The following is a 15,401-nucleotide window of genomic DNA, read 5'->3' on the forward strand; positions in this document are numbered from 1 at the left end:
AGCACGCGGCCTGTAGGGCAGCATGCTGATGCGGAAATTTGAGGTTGCCTGGAGAGGCGGCCTGGGTAAGGCCGCCGAATCTTCAGCGGGCTGTTGCGAGTTCTTGTTGAACGCTGGCGACAGTGCGAGGCCAAGGTTTACCAGCCTGAACCTTCGCTGGCAAGGATTTGATAGCGCTGACCGCTGCATCGCGGCTTGCGAAGTTGCCGTAGGTGATCACATACAGCGGCTTGCCGTTGAGGACTTTCTTGAAGTAGCGGTACTCGCCGCCCTGTTCCTTGACGAAGTTCTGCGCGGTGGCTTCCGAGCTGGTACCCAGGATCTGCACCACGTAGTTGCCAGGCGCCTGGCCGGCGTACCAGCTGCCACCGGTGGCAGCCTTGGCCACGGTGAGTGGTTTATCGGCCGGCTTGGCGGCCGGAGCAGGCTTGGCGGCCACAGGCTTCTCCACAGGCTTGGGCGCTGGGGCTGGCTTGGCGGCGGCCACCTGGGTCGGTGCTGGAGCTGGAGTAGGACGTGGCGCCGGAGTGGCGGCCGGGCCAGCCGGTACGCCAGCCGGCGGTGCAGTCGTCGTTACCGTTGGTGGAACGGCGCTCGAACCCGGCACAGGCACCCCATCGTCGCCTTCGGTGATGCCACCTGCGGCTTCGGCCAGAGGCCCACGCATGACCGGTTGCGACTGGCCGACCAGCGGCAGTGGCATCGGTTGCGACGAACCGGCGAACTCTACAGCCGGGCCGCCATTGGCATTGGACGCCTGTCCCAGCGGCAGTTGCGCCTGCTCGTTGGCCGGCGTGCCGGTTGCAGGCGCCTTGCCGCGCCCAGGCATCAGCCAGGCTGCCGCTACGGCCACAACCACTACCGCGGAAATGGCCAATACGTGTTTCTTAGGCATGTTGAACCCCATACTTGGACGCTTTATCGCAGAGCGGCTGGCGATCATTGCTTCGATCATCGCATCCCTGGCGACCTGGTTGATGTTGCCCGGCCAGCCATCGGAGCTTTCGTGAATATCACTGATCTGATCTGCGGAGAAAAGTTCGATGCCCTGCCCCGCGCCCTCGAGGCGCTGCGCCAGGTATTCCCGGGTTTCTTCCTCGGTGTAGGGCTGCAGTTCGATGACGTGGAAGCGCTCCTGGTCGGTGCTGAACTGGTCCAGCGCCGCGATCAGCGACGACTCGCCGAACAGGAAGACATGGGGACGACCTTCCGGGGCGCCCGCCGCCAGCGCCAGCAGCGCCTCGAGCGCGGACTCGTCGAGCTGCTCGGCATCGTCCACCAGCAGGTAGACCTCCTGGCCGGTCAGGGCCAGTTGCACCACCTGGGCCAGGATCGCGCCGATCTCGGCCTGGGCCACGTTCAGCGCCTGGGCCACCTGGCGCAGTACACCGGCGGCATCGCCGGCGCCACGGGCGGAAACCACCACGCTCTGAACCGATTGCTTGTTGGTGCTGGCGACCAGCGCCTGGCGCAACAGGGTCTTGCCGCTGCCCTGGGGGCCGGTGACCACCAGCAGCAGCTGGCTGTAGCGGGCCAGATGGTGCAGTTGCCCCAGCACGGGCTTGCGCTGGGCAGGGAAGAACTTGAAGCCGGGGACCCGAGGAGCGAAGGGGTCGTGACTCAACTGGTAATGGCCGAGGAATGCCTCGTCCGCATGCAAACTAGTCATCGGAATCTATCAACCTTTAAGCTGAGCCAGGGCGCGGTAGTCCGCTCCCAGCGTGGCCTGTAGAACCTCTTTCGGATAGTCGTCGGTCACTACGGCTTCGCCCATGCGGCGCAGCAGTACCAGGCGCAAACGACCATCGATCACTTTCTTGTCTATTGCCATGTGTTCGAGAAAATCGGCCTCGGTCATCTCCTCGGGCGGAATGACCGGGAGGCCGGCGCGCTGGAACAGGGCGATGCCGCGATCACGCTCCTGCGCGCTGATCCAGCCCAGGCGCGACGACATCTCCAGGGCCATCACGGTGCCAGCCGCCACGGCCTCGCCGTGCAACCACACGCCATAGCCCATGTGGGTCTCGATGGCATGGCCGAAGGTGTGGCCGAGATTGAGGGTGGCGCGCACGCCCGACTCGCGTTCATCGGCACCCACCACTGCGGCCTTGGCCGCGCAGGAGCGTTCGATGGCGTAGGTCAGTGCCTGCGGATCCAGGGCCCGCAGGCGATCGACGTTTTCTTCCAGCCAGGTGAGGAACGGCTCGTCGCAGATCAGGCCGTACTTGATCACCTCCGCCAGGCCCGCCGACAGCTCGCGGCTCGGCAGGGTCTTGAGGCTGGTGGTATCGATCAGCACCACGTTCGGCTGGTAGAAGGCGCCGACCATGTTCTTGCCCAGCGGGTGGTTGATGCCAGTCTTGCCACCCACCGAGGAGTCGACCTGGGACAGCAAGGTGGTAGGGATCTGGATGAAGTCGACACCACGCTGGTAGCAGGCTGCGGCAAACCCGGCCATGTCGCCGATCACTCCGCCACCGAGGGCGATGACGGTGGTACGGCGGTCGTGGCGTGCAGTCAGCAGGCCATCGAAGATCAACTGCAGGGTTTCCCAGTTCTTGTAGGCCTCGCCATCGGGCAAGACCACCGAGATCACCGAAAACTGCGCCAGGGCACGGGTCAGACGCTCAAGGTACAGCGGCGCGACGGTTTCATTGGAAATGATCGCCACTTGCCGCCCGGCGATGTGCGGCACCAGCAGCTCGGGCCGGTCCAACAATCCTTCACCGATGTGGATCGGGTAGCTGCGCTCGCCTAGATCGACCTTAAGTGTCTGCATGTGTCCCCACAGAGAAGATGGAAGCAGGCATTGTGCCTTGCATTGACGATGGGCCTCGCCTGGTCATCTGACGCGGCCCGATAGCTCTGCGCCACACCTTGGCGGTCTGGCGCGACGCCGAGAATAGCGCATTTCATCCGGCGTATTAACGGGGAGGCAGCTGCTGCAGGCGCTCGAGGATGTCCAGCACCACCAATCGCGGTGGCCGCTCATCGGTTTCTACCACCAGGTCGGCGATTTCCCGATAAAGCGGATCGCGGATCTCCAGCAGGTCGCGCAGCGTCTTGGCCGGATCGGCGGTACGCAACAAGGGGCGATTGCGATCCCGGGCGGTCCGTCCGACCTGTTGCTCCACCGAAGCATGCAGGTACACCACTCGTCCGCCGGCATGCAACGCCCGACGATTGGCATCGCGCATCACAGCACCACCACCAGTGGCCAGTACTACGCCATCGGTGCTGCACAACTCGGCGATCATCGCCTGCTCACGGTCGCGAAAACCCGGCTCGCCTTCCTTGTCGAAGATCCACGGGATATTCGCGCCTGTGCGCAGTTCAATTTCCTTATCGGAATCTTTGAATGGCAGGCGCAACTCTTTGGCCAGCAAGCGGCCGATGGTGCTTTTTCCAGCCCCCATTGGCCCAACAAGAATCAAATTTCGCACAGAATCAATGACTCGCAGCAATCGCCTGGTTGTTCATGATACGCGGAGTGAGAAACACCAGCAGCTCGGATTTCTTCTCTGACACCACGTCTCGCCGGAAAAGGCGGCCAAGATACGGCACATCGCCCAGAAATGGCACTTTATCTACAACCTTGCTCTGCGTATTGGAAAAAACGCCGCCGATGACAATGGTTTGCCCGTCACGCACCAGAACCTTGGCATTGACTTCATTCTTGCGGATAGGCGGAACGTCCTGGACCTTGTTCAAGTAGTCCGGCTCATCCTTGGTGACCTTGACCTCCATGACCACCCGGTCGTCCGGGGTGATCTGCGGCGTAACCTCCAAGGACAGCGAAGCCTCCTTGAACGAAACCGAAGTCGCACCGCTGGAACTGGCCTCCTGATAGGGAATCTCGGTGCCCTTGAGGATCCTGGCGGTCTCTTTGTCGGAAGTGACCACTTTTGGCTGGGAGATGATTTCGCCGTTGCCGCTCTTCTCCATCGCCGTCAGCTCCAGATCCAGCAGCAGGTTGTCGGAGATATAGGCGATGCCCATGCCGGAAGTCCGGCCGACGACACCCAGGTCGACGAACGGCGAGTCGCTGCCACCGCCAAGACCGCTGGTCGGAGAGCCGCCGGCACCGGGCAGTTTCCAGCTCCCTCGGTTCTGCAACGAACCGCCCCAGCGCGTACCCAGGCCCTTGTCATAGTCGACGTTGGCCTCGACGATGCGCGCCTCGATCATCACCTGGCGTACCGGAACGTCCAGTTGGGTGACGATGCGCCGCAACTCGTCGAGGCGCTCCTGGTTCTGGTAGGCAATGATGTTGTTGGTGCGCTCATCGACACTGATGGACCCACGCTCGCCAATCCGCTCCTCGCTGCCGGTCACCGACTGGAACAGCCTGGCGATGTCGGCGGCCCTGGCGTAGTTGACCTGCAACAGCTCCCGACGCAAGGGCGTCAGGTCCTCCAACTGCTTTTGCGATTCCAGCTCCTGCAACTCACGGGCGGCGATCTCTTCAGCCGGAGCCACCAACAACACGTTGCCGACCCGGCGCTGATCCAAGCCCTTGGTCTTGAGCACCAGGTCCAGGGCCTGGTCCCAGGGCACGCCTTTCAGGCGCAGGGTGATACTGCCCTGCACCGTATCGCTGGCCACCAGGTTGAGCCCCGTGAAATCGGCGATCAACTGCAGCACCGATCGCACCTCGATATCCTGGAAATTCAAAGACAGCTTGTCGCCACCGTAGGCCGGGCTCCCGGTCGCAGGCCTGGCACCGACCACCTGGCGTCCATCGGCAGGCCTTGGCTCACCTGCACTCACCCATGGCGCCAGCAACGTTATCCACAGCACTACACCACAGGCAGGCACAGCCCTGTTCATCATCCTGACTCCATTCAAGAATGGGGCTTCAGCGCCAGGGTCCGTGGTCGGTCCAACCAGCCTCCCGAACCGTCGGGCACGATTTCCAGCACCTTCACCCATGATTCGTCGATGGCCACGATCCGTCCCTGATCGCGCCCCAGGTAGTCACCTATCCGCAGCCGATGTACCGCATCGCCTGCGCGCAGCAGGACGAAGCTCCCGGCATTACCGGACAAGGTCCCGACCATTTGCAGTTGCTCGAGATCGAAGGCCTCGAGCGGTCCGCGAACCCGCCCAGGATCGGACCAACCGCCTACCGCACCCCGGCCGGCAAGCGAGGTGGCCAACGGCGCCTGGAATGGACTGCGCAGCGCACCGGCACCGTAGCCAAGCGTCGGGAAGGCGCGAATGGTGGAGGCCGGTTCGATCCGGTTCGCAGCCTGCCCCCGCAGGGTTTCCAGGTAGGCATCCAGATCGGGAAATCCAGCCTCTGGCCCACATCCCGGCAGGCTCACCCAGATCACACCAGGCAGCAGCCAGCGAGTGCCCCTCACGAACTCGCCTGCGGGCCTGAATATTTGTAGGCCCGCGCCTCCAGCCGCATTCTCAAGCGCACCGGGTCGGCGGCATCCAGCGGCGCGATCCGGATATCGTGCACAGTGAGGACCCGTGGCAGGGCCGCAAGACCGCCGACGAAAATCGCCAGGTCGTGATAAGCACCGGTAACCGTGAGCTGAATCGGCAACTGCACCAGGAACTGCCAGGGTTGCTCCGGCTGCGGCCGGATCTCCTCGAAATCCAGGCCGACATCCAGCCCCACTCGACTGATGTCTTCCAGCAAGCCCGGAGCCTCTGCGCTAGCGGGAAACAGTTGCAGCCAACGCTGAAACTCGCCCTGCATGAGCAACAGCTGCTGGCGATAAGCCTCCAGGCCAGCCCCCTCGCGGACTTTGCCCGCGACCTGCTCCTTGAGCCGGGCTTCCTTGTGCCGCAACTGCTCCACCCGCTCCAACCCTGCTGCCAGATAAAAGCCGCGGCCCGCCAGCAACACCGCCAAGAGGAGCAGAATCGCCAGCAACGCCCTGAACGCCCCCGGCCAATCGCCGGGGCTATCGGATGCCAGCGCCCGCAGATCGGTATAGCGCACACGATCCCACCATGACCAACGACTCACGGCCCCGAATCCAGCGATGACACCGGTACTTGCTGCACCTTGAGCCGAAACCGGTTGGACAAGCCCGGCTCCCCATCTGCGGCATGCCGGACCTCACCCAGCTCAGGGACAGTAAAACCCTCGGCGAACTGCAGGTTGCGCAGCAATTCGGAAACCCGCTCGTTGGATTCGGCTGCGCCGCTGATATCCAGGCTCCGCCCCCGTTGCTCGACATCGGTGAGATAAACGCCATCAGGCAAGCTACGGGCCAGTTGCTCGAATATCTGCACTCCGGACGAACGGTTGCCCTGCAACTCCTCGATGTTCTTCATGCGCTCGAGAAGCTCCTGGCGCTGCGACTTGAGCTCGTGAAGGCTGGCGATACGATCGTCCTGACTTGCCACCACCTGCTGCAGATACTGGTTGCGCAGATGCAGCCGCTCGACCACCCGGGAGATATAGGCGTCCGCCAGCAGGATCACCGCGCCCCCCAACACCACCATCGCCGCCAGCACCTGGAAGAACCGCCGACGACGCAGTTCCCGCGAAGCTTCACGCCAGGGCAGCAGGTTGATCCGGGACATCAGTGCACTCCTCTCAAGGCCAGGCCGCAGGCGAGCAGCAAGCTCGGCGCCTGGTCGGCGAGCGCCCGGGCATCCACCCTGGCACCGCTGGACATGTCACGAAAAGGATTGGCGATACAGGTAGCCACAGCCAGGGACTGCTCCACGCAAAGCGCCAGGCCATGGAGGCGACTGGCGCTCCCCGCCAGCAGCAACAAGTCAACCTGGCGTCGCTGGGGTGAACCGGCGAACTGTTGTAACGAACGGGTCGCCTGATGCACAAGTTCCCCCTCGAAAGCACGCAGCACCTCGCCAATGCAGTCTTGGGGCAAACACTCCTGGCGTTGGGCCAGCAATGCCTCGTCCAGCGTCAACCCATGCCCTTGCAGGTCATCCAACAGTTGTCGGCTACCGAACGGCTGCTCGTGGCCATGGATGACTCGTTGCCCTTGCATCACCTTGAAGGTGCTGCGATCCAGGCCGATATCGAACAGGGCCAGGGTCGCTGCAAGGGGTTGGCTGCTGCCCAGCAGCGCCAGGCAACGCTCCAGGGCCAGGGGCTGGGTTTCCACCACCTGGACCCTGAGATCAACCAGGGCCAGTGCCGAGACCAGGGATTCGACATGCTCGTTGTGGCATGCCACCAGCAGCACATGGTTGCGCGGTGAGTTGCCAGGCACAGGCCCTCGCACTTCGAAATCGATGGCTACGTCTTCCAACGGGTAGGGGATGTACTGCTCGGCCTCCAGGGCGACCTGGCTTTCCAGCTCCTGCTCCGATAGCCCGGCCGGCATCTCGATCAGCTTGCTGATCACCACTTCACCAGGTAGCGCCACCGCAACGTTGCGCAGGTCGGTAGCACTTTTTAGCCAAACACGGGATAGGGCCTCGGCCAGGGCCTCGGGGTCGACGATCAAGGGTTCCTGCACCACCCCAGGCGGCAGGGGTTCCCGGGCATAGGCCTCGACCCGGTAGCCCGGGCCCTGGCGACTCAAGGCCAGGAGCATCACCGCCGTCGACTGGATATCGATTCCCACCAGGGAACCCGGCTTTCTGCTGAATAGTCCAAGCACGACCAATTCCTTATGACTATCCGTAACTTACGGATTCCTTGGGCCGCAGTGCGCTCGATCGTCGCATCTTGACAGACGGTCAAATGACGCTCTGGGCGGAAAATGCTTATAATGCCCGCGTTTTTTTCCGCGGTTACCCGCTGCGTGGGTCGGTCCTGATGACCGTAGATACCCCGACGCCTAATTCATTCCTTTCTCTGGAAATCCAAAAGCCTTGATTCGTCTGCTGAAGTTTTTCGGGTGGTCCATCGTAGCGGTATTCTGCGGGCTGCTCCTCGCCCTCTCCGGTGCGTTTCTCTATCTTAGTCCTGGCTTGCCTTCGGTAGAGGCCCTGAGAAGCATCCAGTTGCAGATTCCCCTGCGGGTGTACAGCAGCGACGGCAAGTTGATCGCGGAATTCGGCGAGATGCGCCGTACTCCTATCCGTTTCGCCGAAATTCCGCCTAACTTCATCAATGCGTTACTAAGTGCTGAAGACGACAACTTCGCTAACCATTACGGAGTTGATCCCAGCAGCCTGATGCGGGCCGCGACCCAATTGGTCAAGAGCGGACATATCCAGTCCGGCGGCAGCACCATCACCATGCAGGTAGCGAAGAACTTCTTCCTCACCAGCGAACGCAGCTTCTCGCGCAAGACCACGGAAATCCTCCTGGCCTTGCAGATCGAGCGACAGTTGACCAAGGACGAGATCCTCGAGCTCTACGTCAACAAGATCTACCTGGGCAACCGCGCCTACGGCATCGAGGCGGCAGCCCAGGTGTACTACGGCAAATCCATCCGGGAAGTGAGCCTGGCGCAGATGGCGATGATCGCCGGCCTGCCCAAGGCGCCTTCACGCTTCAACCCCCTGGCCAACCCGGCGCGCAGCAAGGAGCGCCGCGACTGGATCCTGGGGCGCATGTACAAGCTGGGCAAGATCAGCGAAGCGGACTACACCGAGGCGGTCAACGAACCGCTCAACGCTAGCTATCACGTTCCGACTCCGGAGGTTAACGCCCCCTACATCGCGGAAATGGCCCGGGCCGAAATGGTCGGACGCTATGGCAGCGACGCCTATACCGAGGGTTTCCGGGTCACCACCACGGTGCCCAGCGACCTGCAGGAAATGGCCAACACCGCCGTTCATGAAGGGTTGATGACCTATGACCAGCGCCACGGCTACCGCGGACCGGAATCGCGCCTGCCCGGCAAGACCCAGGCCGCCTGGGCCAACGAGCTGACCAAGCAGCGGACCATCAGCGGCCTGGAGCCGGCGATCGTTACCCAGGTCGAGAAGAACGGCATCCAGGTGCTGACGCGCAACGGCCAGGAACATGTGGCTTGGGACACCATGAAATGGGCCCGGCCGTTCCTCAATACCAATAGCATGGGCGCCGTTCCGCGCCAGCCGGCGGACGTAGCCCAGGTCGGCGACCTGGTACGGGTACAGCGCCAGGCGGACGACTCGCTGAAGTTCAGCCAGATCCCGGTCGCCCAGGGCGCCCTGGTGACCCTGGACCCGCAGAACGGGGCGATTCGCGCCCTGGTCGGCGGCTTCGCCTTCGAGCAGAGCAACTACAACCGTGCGATGCAGGCCAAGCGCCAGCCCGGCTCCAGCTTCAAGCCTTTCATCTACAGCGCTGCCCTGGACAATGGCTACACCCCCGCCAGCCTGGTGAACGACGCACCGATCGTGTTCGTCGACGAGTACCTGGACAAGGTCTGGCGGCCGAAGAACGACACCAATACCTTCCTCGGCCCGATCCGCATGCGTGAAGCGCTGTACAAGTCGCGCAACCTGGTGTCGATCCGCCTGCTGCAAAGCATGGGCGTGGACCGCACCATCGACTACATCAGCAAGTTCGGCTTCAACAAGCAGGACCTGCCGCGCAACCTGTCCCTGGCCCTGGGCACCGCGACCCTGACGCCGATGGAGATCGCTACCGGCTGGAGCACCTTTGCCAACGGCGGCTACAAGATCGCGCCCTATATCATCGACAAGATCGAAAGCCGCAACGGCGAGTTGCTGTTCAGCGCCAACCCGCCCAGCGTCCCCAATGGCGACTCCACCAGCAGCGGCATCGCCGCGCCGGAGCACAACTTCACGATCAATACCGTGGCCGGCGAGAATCCACAGCAACCGGCAGTGCAAGCCCCGGCCGTGGCCGAACGGGTAATCGACGGACGCACCGCCTACATCCTCAACAGCATGCTCGAGGACGTGATCAAGCTGGGCACCGGCCGCCGCGCCCTGGCCCTGGGCCGTTCGGACCTGGCCGGCAAGACCGGTACCACCAACGAATCCAAGGATGCCTGGTTCTCCGGCTACAACGCCGACTACGTGACCACCGTCTGGACCGGCTTCGATCAACCCGAGAGCCTGGGACGTCGCGAGTACGGCGGCACCGTGGCCCTGCCGATCTGGATGAACTTCATGGGCGCGGCCCTCAAGGGCAAGCCGCCGCATACCCTGGCCGAGCCGGAAGGCATCCTCAGCCTGCGGGTCGACCCGGTCAGCGGCCGTGCAGCCGCTCCGGGCACGCCGAACGCCTACTTCGAGCTGTTCAAGAGCGAGGACACCCCGCCCTCGGTCAACGAACTGGGCAATGGCGTCGCTCCTGGCAGCCCGTTGCCTGCGGACGAGGCGGCACCGATCGACCTGTTCTAGAACAGCGGCGCAAGCTACGAGCCTCAAGCGACAAGGAACCCTTGCAGCTTGAGGCTTGAAACTTCCCCATAAAAAAACCCGGCTCGATGGCCGGGTTTTTTATGGGCTGCAATTAGCCGTTGAACACGTCGTTCACGCTTTTCAGCGGGTAGTTCTTCGGATATGGCAGGGTAGCTACGCCAGTCTCGATGGCGGCCTTGGCCACGGCATCGGAGATCACGGTGATCAGGCGGGCATCCATAGGCTTCGGAATGATGTATTCACGGCCGTATTCCAGCTTGATGCCGCCGTAGGCGTCGCAGACTTCCTGTGGCACCGGCAGCTTGGCCAGTTCGCGCAGGGCGTTGGCGGCGGCGATCTTCATCTCTTCGTTGATGCGCTTGGCGCGAACGTCCAGGGCGCCACGGAAGATGAACGGGAAGCCCAGTACGTTGTTCACCTGGTTCGGGTAGTCCGAACGGCCGGTAGCCATGATCACGTCGTCACGGGTGGCACGGGCCAGTTCCGGGGCGATCTCTGGATCAGGGTTGGAGCAGGCGAACACGATCGGGTTCGGCGCCATGGACTTCAGGCCTTCAGGGCTCAGCAGGTTCGGGCCGGACAGGCCCACGAACACGTCGGCACCTTGCAGGGCGTCAGTCAGGGTGCGCTTGTCGGTAGCGTGGGCGAACACCGCCTTGTACTGGTTCAGGTCGTCACGGCCGGAGTGGATCACACCGGTACGGTCGACCATGAAGATGTTCTCGATCTGCGCGCCCATGCTTACCAGCAGCTTCATGCAGGAGATGGCGGCAGCGCCGGCGCCCAGGCAGACGATCTTGGCTTCGGCCAGGGTCTTGCCGGCGATTTCCAGGGCATTGATCATGCCGGCCGCGGTCACGATGGCGGTACCGTGCTGGTCATCATGGAATACCGGGATATCGCACTGTTCGATCAGGGCGCGCTCGATCTCGAAGCACTCCGGCGCCTTGATGTCTTCCAGGTTGATACCGCCGAAGGTGATGGAGATGCGCTTGACGGTGTCGATGAAGGCTTGCGGGCTTTCGGCATCGACTTCGATGTCGAACACGTCGATGCCGGCGAAACGCTTGAACAGCACGCCCTTGCCTTCCATCACCGGCTTGGAGGCCAGCGGGCCGAGGTTACCCAGGCCGAGAATAGCGGTGCCATCGGAAATGACGGCAACCAGGTTGCCTTTGCCGGTGTACTTGTAGGCCAGTTCCGGATCGCGAGCGATCTCACGTACCGGTTCGGCTACGCCAGGGCTGTAGGCCAGCGCCAGGTCGCGAGCGGTAGCAGTGGCCTTGGTGAGCTCGACACTCAGCTTCCCTGGGCGAGGATTGGCATGATATTCGAGAGCGGCAGTTTTCAAATCAGACATGTGGGCATTCCGCTTTTACTGTTGGACAGACGGACCGCCGAGGATACCCGTGTCGCATAGTCCCCACAAGACTGCCCAGTCACCCCTGTCAAGGCCCGTAGCCTACGACTTTGGGCCAAGAACCGCAGCCCACAAGGCTTTCGACTGTTCACAATTCAATTGAAAAATGTCTACAATTTTCTCGGTTTCAGGGAATCCTGAGCATCGAGGGGTCCTTCAGCGAGATCATCCAGCGCGCGCCGACAGACCGGGAAGCGCCCTGGCGGCGCCGCTCCACCACCCAGCCACGAGCCTCGACCCGCCGTCCTGCAAGGCGCTTGAGCCGCCCAGGGGCGAAGCCGTCCCGGATATTGGGGGCAATGCGCAATACAACCGAGCCGTGCAATGTGATCCAAACCCCACTGCGATTGTGCTCGACCTTGCTCACCCGCCCAGAGAGCAAGGCAAACCCCGGGGCACGGATCTGCTCCGCTTTCAGTACAGGTGATTGCCGCCATAATCCAAGCCGGGCCCGGCGCGCGTGGTCTTCGGCGGCCTGCTGGCAGGCGACCAGTGCGACATTCGGCGCCAGGGCAATGCGATAGGCGAGCCCCTCGGCGATCAACCGGGACTCGAAATTGAGGCCGCTGGCTCCATAGACGTGAGCCAGGGTCCGGCCATAGCGATCATGCCGCTCGCGCCCGAGGACCAGGCCGACCCGACCACCGCTCTGCGCCACCAGTTGCTCCAGGCGCCGGCGCGCCGCTATCGCCAGCGGCTCGGCCTTGCGCCCGCCCCTGGCCAGTTCCGGCGCGTTGAGACCGATCATGCGTACGCTGCGGCCGTCCTTGAGGCGCAAGGTGTCGCCATCCACCACCCGCAGCACGCTCGCAGGAACCACGGTCGCCGGCACGGGTGCCGGGCAGAATGCCTGGGCAGCTGTCAGCCAAATCGCAGGCACAAAAAAGGCGCCCACCAGGGACGCCTTTTTCATCAGCGAGGAAAGTCGGTATCGGCTTTCCAGAACGATCAGCCTCAGGCCTTTTTCGTTGCGCCGAAAGCACCGAAGCGCGACTTGAACTTGTCGACACGACCGCCAACGTCCAGAGTCTTCTGCTTACCGGTGTAGAACGGGTGGCACTCGTTGCACACGTCCAGGCTCAGAGGCTTGGCCAGGGTGGAGCGAGTTTCGATGACGTTACCGCAGCTGCAAGTAGCGGTAATGGCTTCGTATACTGGATGGATATCGGCTTTCATGATGAATTCCTCAGGCTAGCGTGCCGCCACCCAACACTATTGTTGAATACCGCACGAATTAGGGCGCGGATTCTACCAGACCCAAGCAATCGCGCAAGGGATCCGCATAACCCCCCATCAGAAAAAATCCTCGTGAGCTTGACAGGCCAGCCCTCGCCCTGGCTGGCCCTCCACGGCCCGCCCATACGCTTGTGCAGGACACTCCACCGCTCCTCTGTTAGGCTCCGGCCCCTATCCATCGCCTGTCTGTGAGACTCCCCCGCGTGCCCGACGCCATCCTGCGCCTCGCCCTGCCCTCGCCCCTGCGCCGCCTGTTCGACTATCGTGCCCCGGCCGGCGTGCTGCGCGCGCAACTGCAGCCGGGCATGCGCCTGCGGGTGCCGTTCGGCCGTCGCGAGATGATCGGCATCCTGGTCCAGGTGGCCGATCACAGTGAGGTGCCGGCGGACAAGCTCAAGCCGGCCCTGGCCCTGCTCGACCCCACGCCGCCGCTGCCGGCGGCCTTGTTCAAGCTGTGCCTGTGGACCGCCCAGTACTACCAGCACAGCCTGGGGGATACCCTGAGCTGGGCGCTGCCGGTGCTGCTGCGCCAGGGCGAACCGGCCGAGGCCCGCCAGGAGCGCTTCTGGTCGATAGCCCCCGGCGCCCGCCTTGACGATCCGCGCATCGCCCGTGCCCCACGCCAGCGCGACGCCCTGACGACCCTGGCCCAGCACCCTCACGGCGTCCCCCACGGGTTGCTGAGCAAGTTGATGTTGAGCAAGGACAGCCTGGACCTGCTGCTGGCCAAGGAGCTGGTCCAGGTGGAAGTGCGCAGGCATGCCCCCGGGGCCCGCCACGAACACTGGCTGGCCCAGCCGGAACTGCCACTCAACAGCGAACAACGTGCCGCCTACGAGGCCATCCGCGCCGGATTCGACAGCTACCATGCCTTTCTCCTGGCAGGGGTCACCGGCAGCGGCAAGACCGAGGTCTACCTGCAGCTGATCCGCGAAACCCTCGAAGCTGGCAAGCAGGCCCTGGTGCTGATTCCGGAGATCAACCTCGGCCCCCAGACCCTGGCGCGCTTCGAACAGCGTTTCAATGCGCGCATCGCCCTGCTGCACTCGGCGGTCAACGACCGCGAACGCCTGGACGCCTGGCTGGCCGCCCGGGACGGCGAGGCCGACATCATCATCGGCACCCGTTCCGCGCTGTTCACGCCGATGAAGAATCCCGGCCTGATCATCATCGACGAGGAGCACGACGGCTCCTATAAACAGCAGGAGGGCCTGCGCTACCACGCCCGGGACCTGGCCCTGGTCCGCGCCCGCCAGGAAGACATCCCGATCGTCCTGGGTTCGGCCACCCCTTCCCTGGAAAGCCTGCACAACGCCTACACCGGCCGCTATGGCCTGCTGCGCATGAACGAACGGGCCGGCGGCGCCAAGCCGCCGCGCTTCCTGCGCCTGGACGTCAAGAGCCGGCCGCTGGACAGCGGCATCTCCGGCCCCATGCAGCAGGCTATCGGCCAGACCCTGGCCGCCGGGCAACAGGTCCTGGTGTTCCTCAATCGCCGCGGCTTCGCCCCGACCCTGCTGTGCCATGACTGCGGCTGGATGTCCGAATGCGAGCGCTGCGACGCCCGCATGACGGTACACCAACGCTCGGGCGAGCTGCGTTGCCACCATTGCGGCCATGTGGAGCGAGTGCCGCGGCATTGCCCGCAGTGCGGCAAGGTCGATCTGCGGCCGGTGGGCGCCGGCACCGAACGGGCGGAAGAGCGCCTGGGCATCCTGTTCCCCGACTACCCGGTCCTGCGGGTGGACCGCGACAGCACCTCGCGCAAGGACGCGATGAACCAGCTGTTCGCCACCATCCAGAAGGGCCAGCCGTGCATCCTGGTGGGCACGCAGATGCTCGCCAAGGGGCATCACTTCCCCAGGGTGACCCTGGTGGCGATCCTGGATGCCGACGGCGGCCTGTTTTCCGGGGACTTTCGCGCCAGCGAACGCATGGCGCAATTGATCGTCCAGGTGGCCGGCCGCGCAGGCCGCGCCGAGGAACCGGGCAAGGTGATCATCCAGACGCACTTGGCCGATCACCCGCTGCTGGTGCAGCTGACCGAGCAAGGCTACTTCGCCTTCGCCGAGCAAGCCCTGAGCGAACGCCGCGCCGCCGGCCTGCCGCCCTTCGCCCACTTGGCGCTGCTGCGGGCCGAAGCCCACAAGCCGGGCCAGGCCGAGGCCTTCCTCGACGAAGCTTGCAGCGAGGCCGAGCGCCTGCTGGCCGAACAGCAGTCGGCAGGGATCGAATTGCTCGGACCGGTGCCCGCGCCCATGGAGCGCCGGGCCGGGCGCTATCGAGCGCAATTGCTGCTGCAGGCCAATGCCCGGGCACCGCTGCACCGCCTGCTCGGCAGCTGGCTGCTGGTGCTGGAGCAGATGCCCGGCGGCCGGCAGGTTCGCTGGTCACTGGATGTGGACCCGGTCGACCTGTACTGAGCCGCCGCCCCAGTTGCTCCAAGCTGTAATAAGCAGCCTGCGACCGGCTC

At 63.8% G+C, this 15,401-nt stretch carries 12 protein-coding genes and 1 pseudogene; 2 read left to right on the forward strand and 11 right to left on the reverse strand.

Annotated elements, in window-relative coordinates; all coding sequences use genetic code 11:
* Positions 1–82: 82 nt before the first annotated feature.
* The 8 genes and pseudogenes from AC3WK8_RS08925 to pilM form a co-directional block, all read right to left on the reverse strand.
* Positions 83–1,669: an AAA family ATPase gene (locus AC3WK8_RS08925; protein WP_103324603.1), complete on the reverse strand. Its 1,587-nt coding sequence runs from the start codon at positions 1,667–1,669 to the stop codon at positions 83–85.
* A gap of 9 nt (positions 1,670–1,678) precedes the next feature.
* On the reverse strand, positions 1,679–2,779 hold the full coding sequence (aroB, locus tag AC3WK8_RS08930; RefSeq protein WP_103324604.1) for a 3-dehydroquinate synthase: 1,101 nt from the start codon (positions 2,777–2,779) through the stop codon (positions 1,679–1,681).
* A gap of 145 nt (positions 2,780–2,924) precedes the next feature.
* A complete protein-coding gene (gene aroK / locus AC3WK8_RS08935; RefSeq protein ID WP_053132472.1) occupies positions 2,925–3,443 on the reverse strand; it encodes a shikimate kinase AroK in 519 nt (172 codons plus the stop codon).
* A 4-nt stretch (positions 3,444–3,447) separates the two neighbouring features.
* Positions 3,448–4,743, reverse strand: a pseudogene (locus AC3WK8_RS08940) (type IV pilus secretin PilQ); the annotation flags it as partial.
* 101 nt (positions 4,744–4,844) lie between these two features.
* A complete protein-coding gene (locus tag AC3WK8_RS08945; protein WP_146043251.1) occupies positions 4,845–5,366 on the reverse strand; it encodes a pilus assembly protein PilP in 522 nt (173 codons plus the stop codon).
* Positions 5,363–5,986 (reverse strand): type IV pilus inner membrane component PilO, encoded by a 624-nt coding sequence (locus tag AC3WK8_RS08950; RefSeq protein WP_085595650.1) that lies wholly within the window; start codon positions 5,984–5,986, stop codon positions 5,363–5,365. Before AC3WK8_RS08950 ends, AC3WK8_RS08945 begins: the two co-directional genes overlap by 4 nt.
* Positions 5,983–6,549 (reverse strand): PilN domain-containing protein, encoded by a 567-nt coding sequence (locus AC3WK8_RS08955; RefSeq protein WP_085595652.1) that lies wholly within the window; start codon positions 6,547–6,549, stop codon positions 5,983–5,985. Before AC3WK8_RS08955 ends, AC3WK8_RS08950 begins: the two co-directional genes overlap by 4 nt.
* Positions 6,549–7,601, reverse strand: a complete 1,053-nt coding sequence (gene pilM, locus AC3WK8_RS08960) for a type IV pilus assembly protein PilM (RefSeq protein ID WP_103324606.1) — start codon at positions 7,599–7,601, stop codon at positions 6,549–6,551. The genes AC3WK8_RS08955 and pilM overlap by 1 nt, the downstream gene beginning before the upstream one ends.
* Positions 7,602–7,818: 217 nt before the next feature.
* Between pilM and AC3WK8_RS08965 the strand changes: the two genes are divergently transcribed.
* The gene (locus tag AC3WK8_RS08965; RefSeq protein WP_371263449.1) at positions 7,819–10,251 is read left to right on the forward strand and encodes a penicillin-binding protein 1A; all 2,433 of its coding nucleotides are present in this window, start codon (positions 7,819–7,821) and stop codon (positions 10,249–10,251) included.
* 112 nt (positions 10,252–10,363) lie between these two features.
* Here the strand turns inward: AC3WK8_RS08965 and AC3WK8_RS08970 are convergent, their stop codons facing one another.
* From AC3WK8_RS08970 to rpmE, 3 genes are all read right to left on the reverse strand, one after another.
* Positions 10,364–11,632: a malic enzyme-like NAD(P)-binding protein gene (locus tag AC3WK8_RS08970; RefSeq protein ID WP_103324607.1), complete on the reverse strand. Its 1,269-nt coding sequence runs from the start codon at positions 11,630–11,632 to the stop codon at positions 10,364–10,366.
* Positions 11,633–11,819: 187 nt separating this feature from the next.
* The gene (locus AC3WK8_RS08975; protein WP_022639731.1) at positions 11,820–12,605 is read right to left on the reverse strand and encodes a thermonuclease family protein; all 786 of its coding nucleotides are present in this window, start codon (positions 12,603–12,605) and stop codon (positions 11,820–11,822) included.
* Positions 12,606–12,646: 41 nt separating this feature from the next.
* Complete coding sequence (gene rpmE / locus AC3WK8_RS08980; protein ID WP_011058815.1) at positions 12,647–12,868, reverse strand: 50S ribosomal protein L31; 222 nt, start codon at positions 12,866–12,868, stop codon at positions 12,647–12,649.
* A gap of 263 nt (positions 12,869–13,131) precedes the next feature.
* On the opposite strand from rpmE, the gene AC3WK8_RS08985 reads away from it, so the two are divergent.
* The gene (locus AC3WK8_RS08985; RefSeq protein ID WP_103324608.1) at positions 13,132–15,351 is read left to right on the forward strand and encodes a primosomal protein N'; all 2,220 of its coding nucleotides are present in this window, start codon (positions 13,132–13,134) and stop codon (positions 15,349–15,351) included.
* Positions 15,352–15,401: the final 50 nt, after the last annotated feature.

It is taken from the genome of Pseudomonas sp. FW507-12TSA, from assembly GCF_058781435.1.

Coding starts and splice junctions, on each gene's coding strand:
- AC3WK8_RS08955 (WP_085595652.1), bottom strand. CDS start 6,549: ATGTCCCGGATCAACCTGCTGCCCTGGCGTGAAGCTTCGCGGGAACTG.
- AC3WK8_RS08975 (WP_022639731.1), bottom strand. CDS start 12,605: ATGAAAAAGGCGTCCCTGGTGGGCGCCTTTTTTGTGCCTGCGATTTGG.
- AC3WK8_RS08925 (WP_103324603.1), bottom strand. CDS start 1,669: ATGACTAGTTTGCATGCGGACGAGGCATTCCTCGGCCATTACCAGTTG.
- rpmE (WP_011058815.1), bottom strand. CDS start 12,868: ATGAAAGCCGATATCCATCCAGTATACGAAGCCATTACCGCTACTTGC.
- aroB (WP_103324604.1), bottom strand. CDS start 2,779: ATGCAGACACTTAAGGTCGATCTAGGCGAGCGCAGCTACCCGATCCAC.
- AC3WK8_RS08970 (WP_103324607.1), bottom strand. CDS start 11,632: ATGTCTGATTTGAAAACTGCCGCTCTCGAATATCATGCCAATCCTCGC.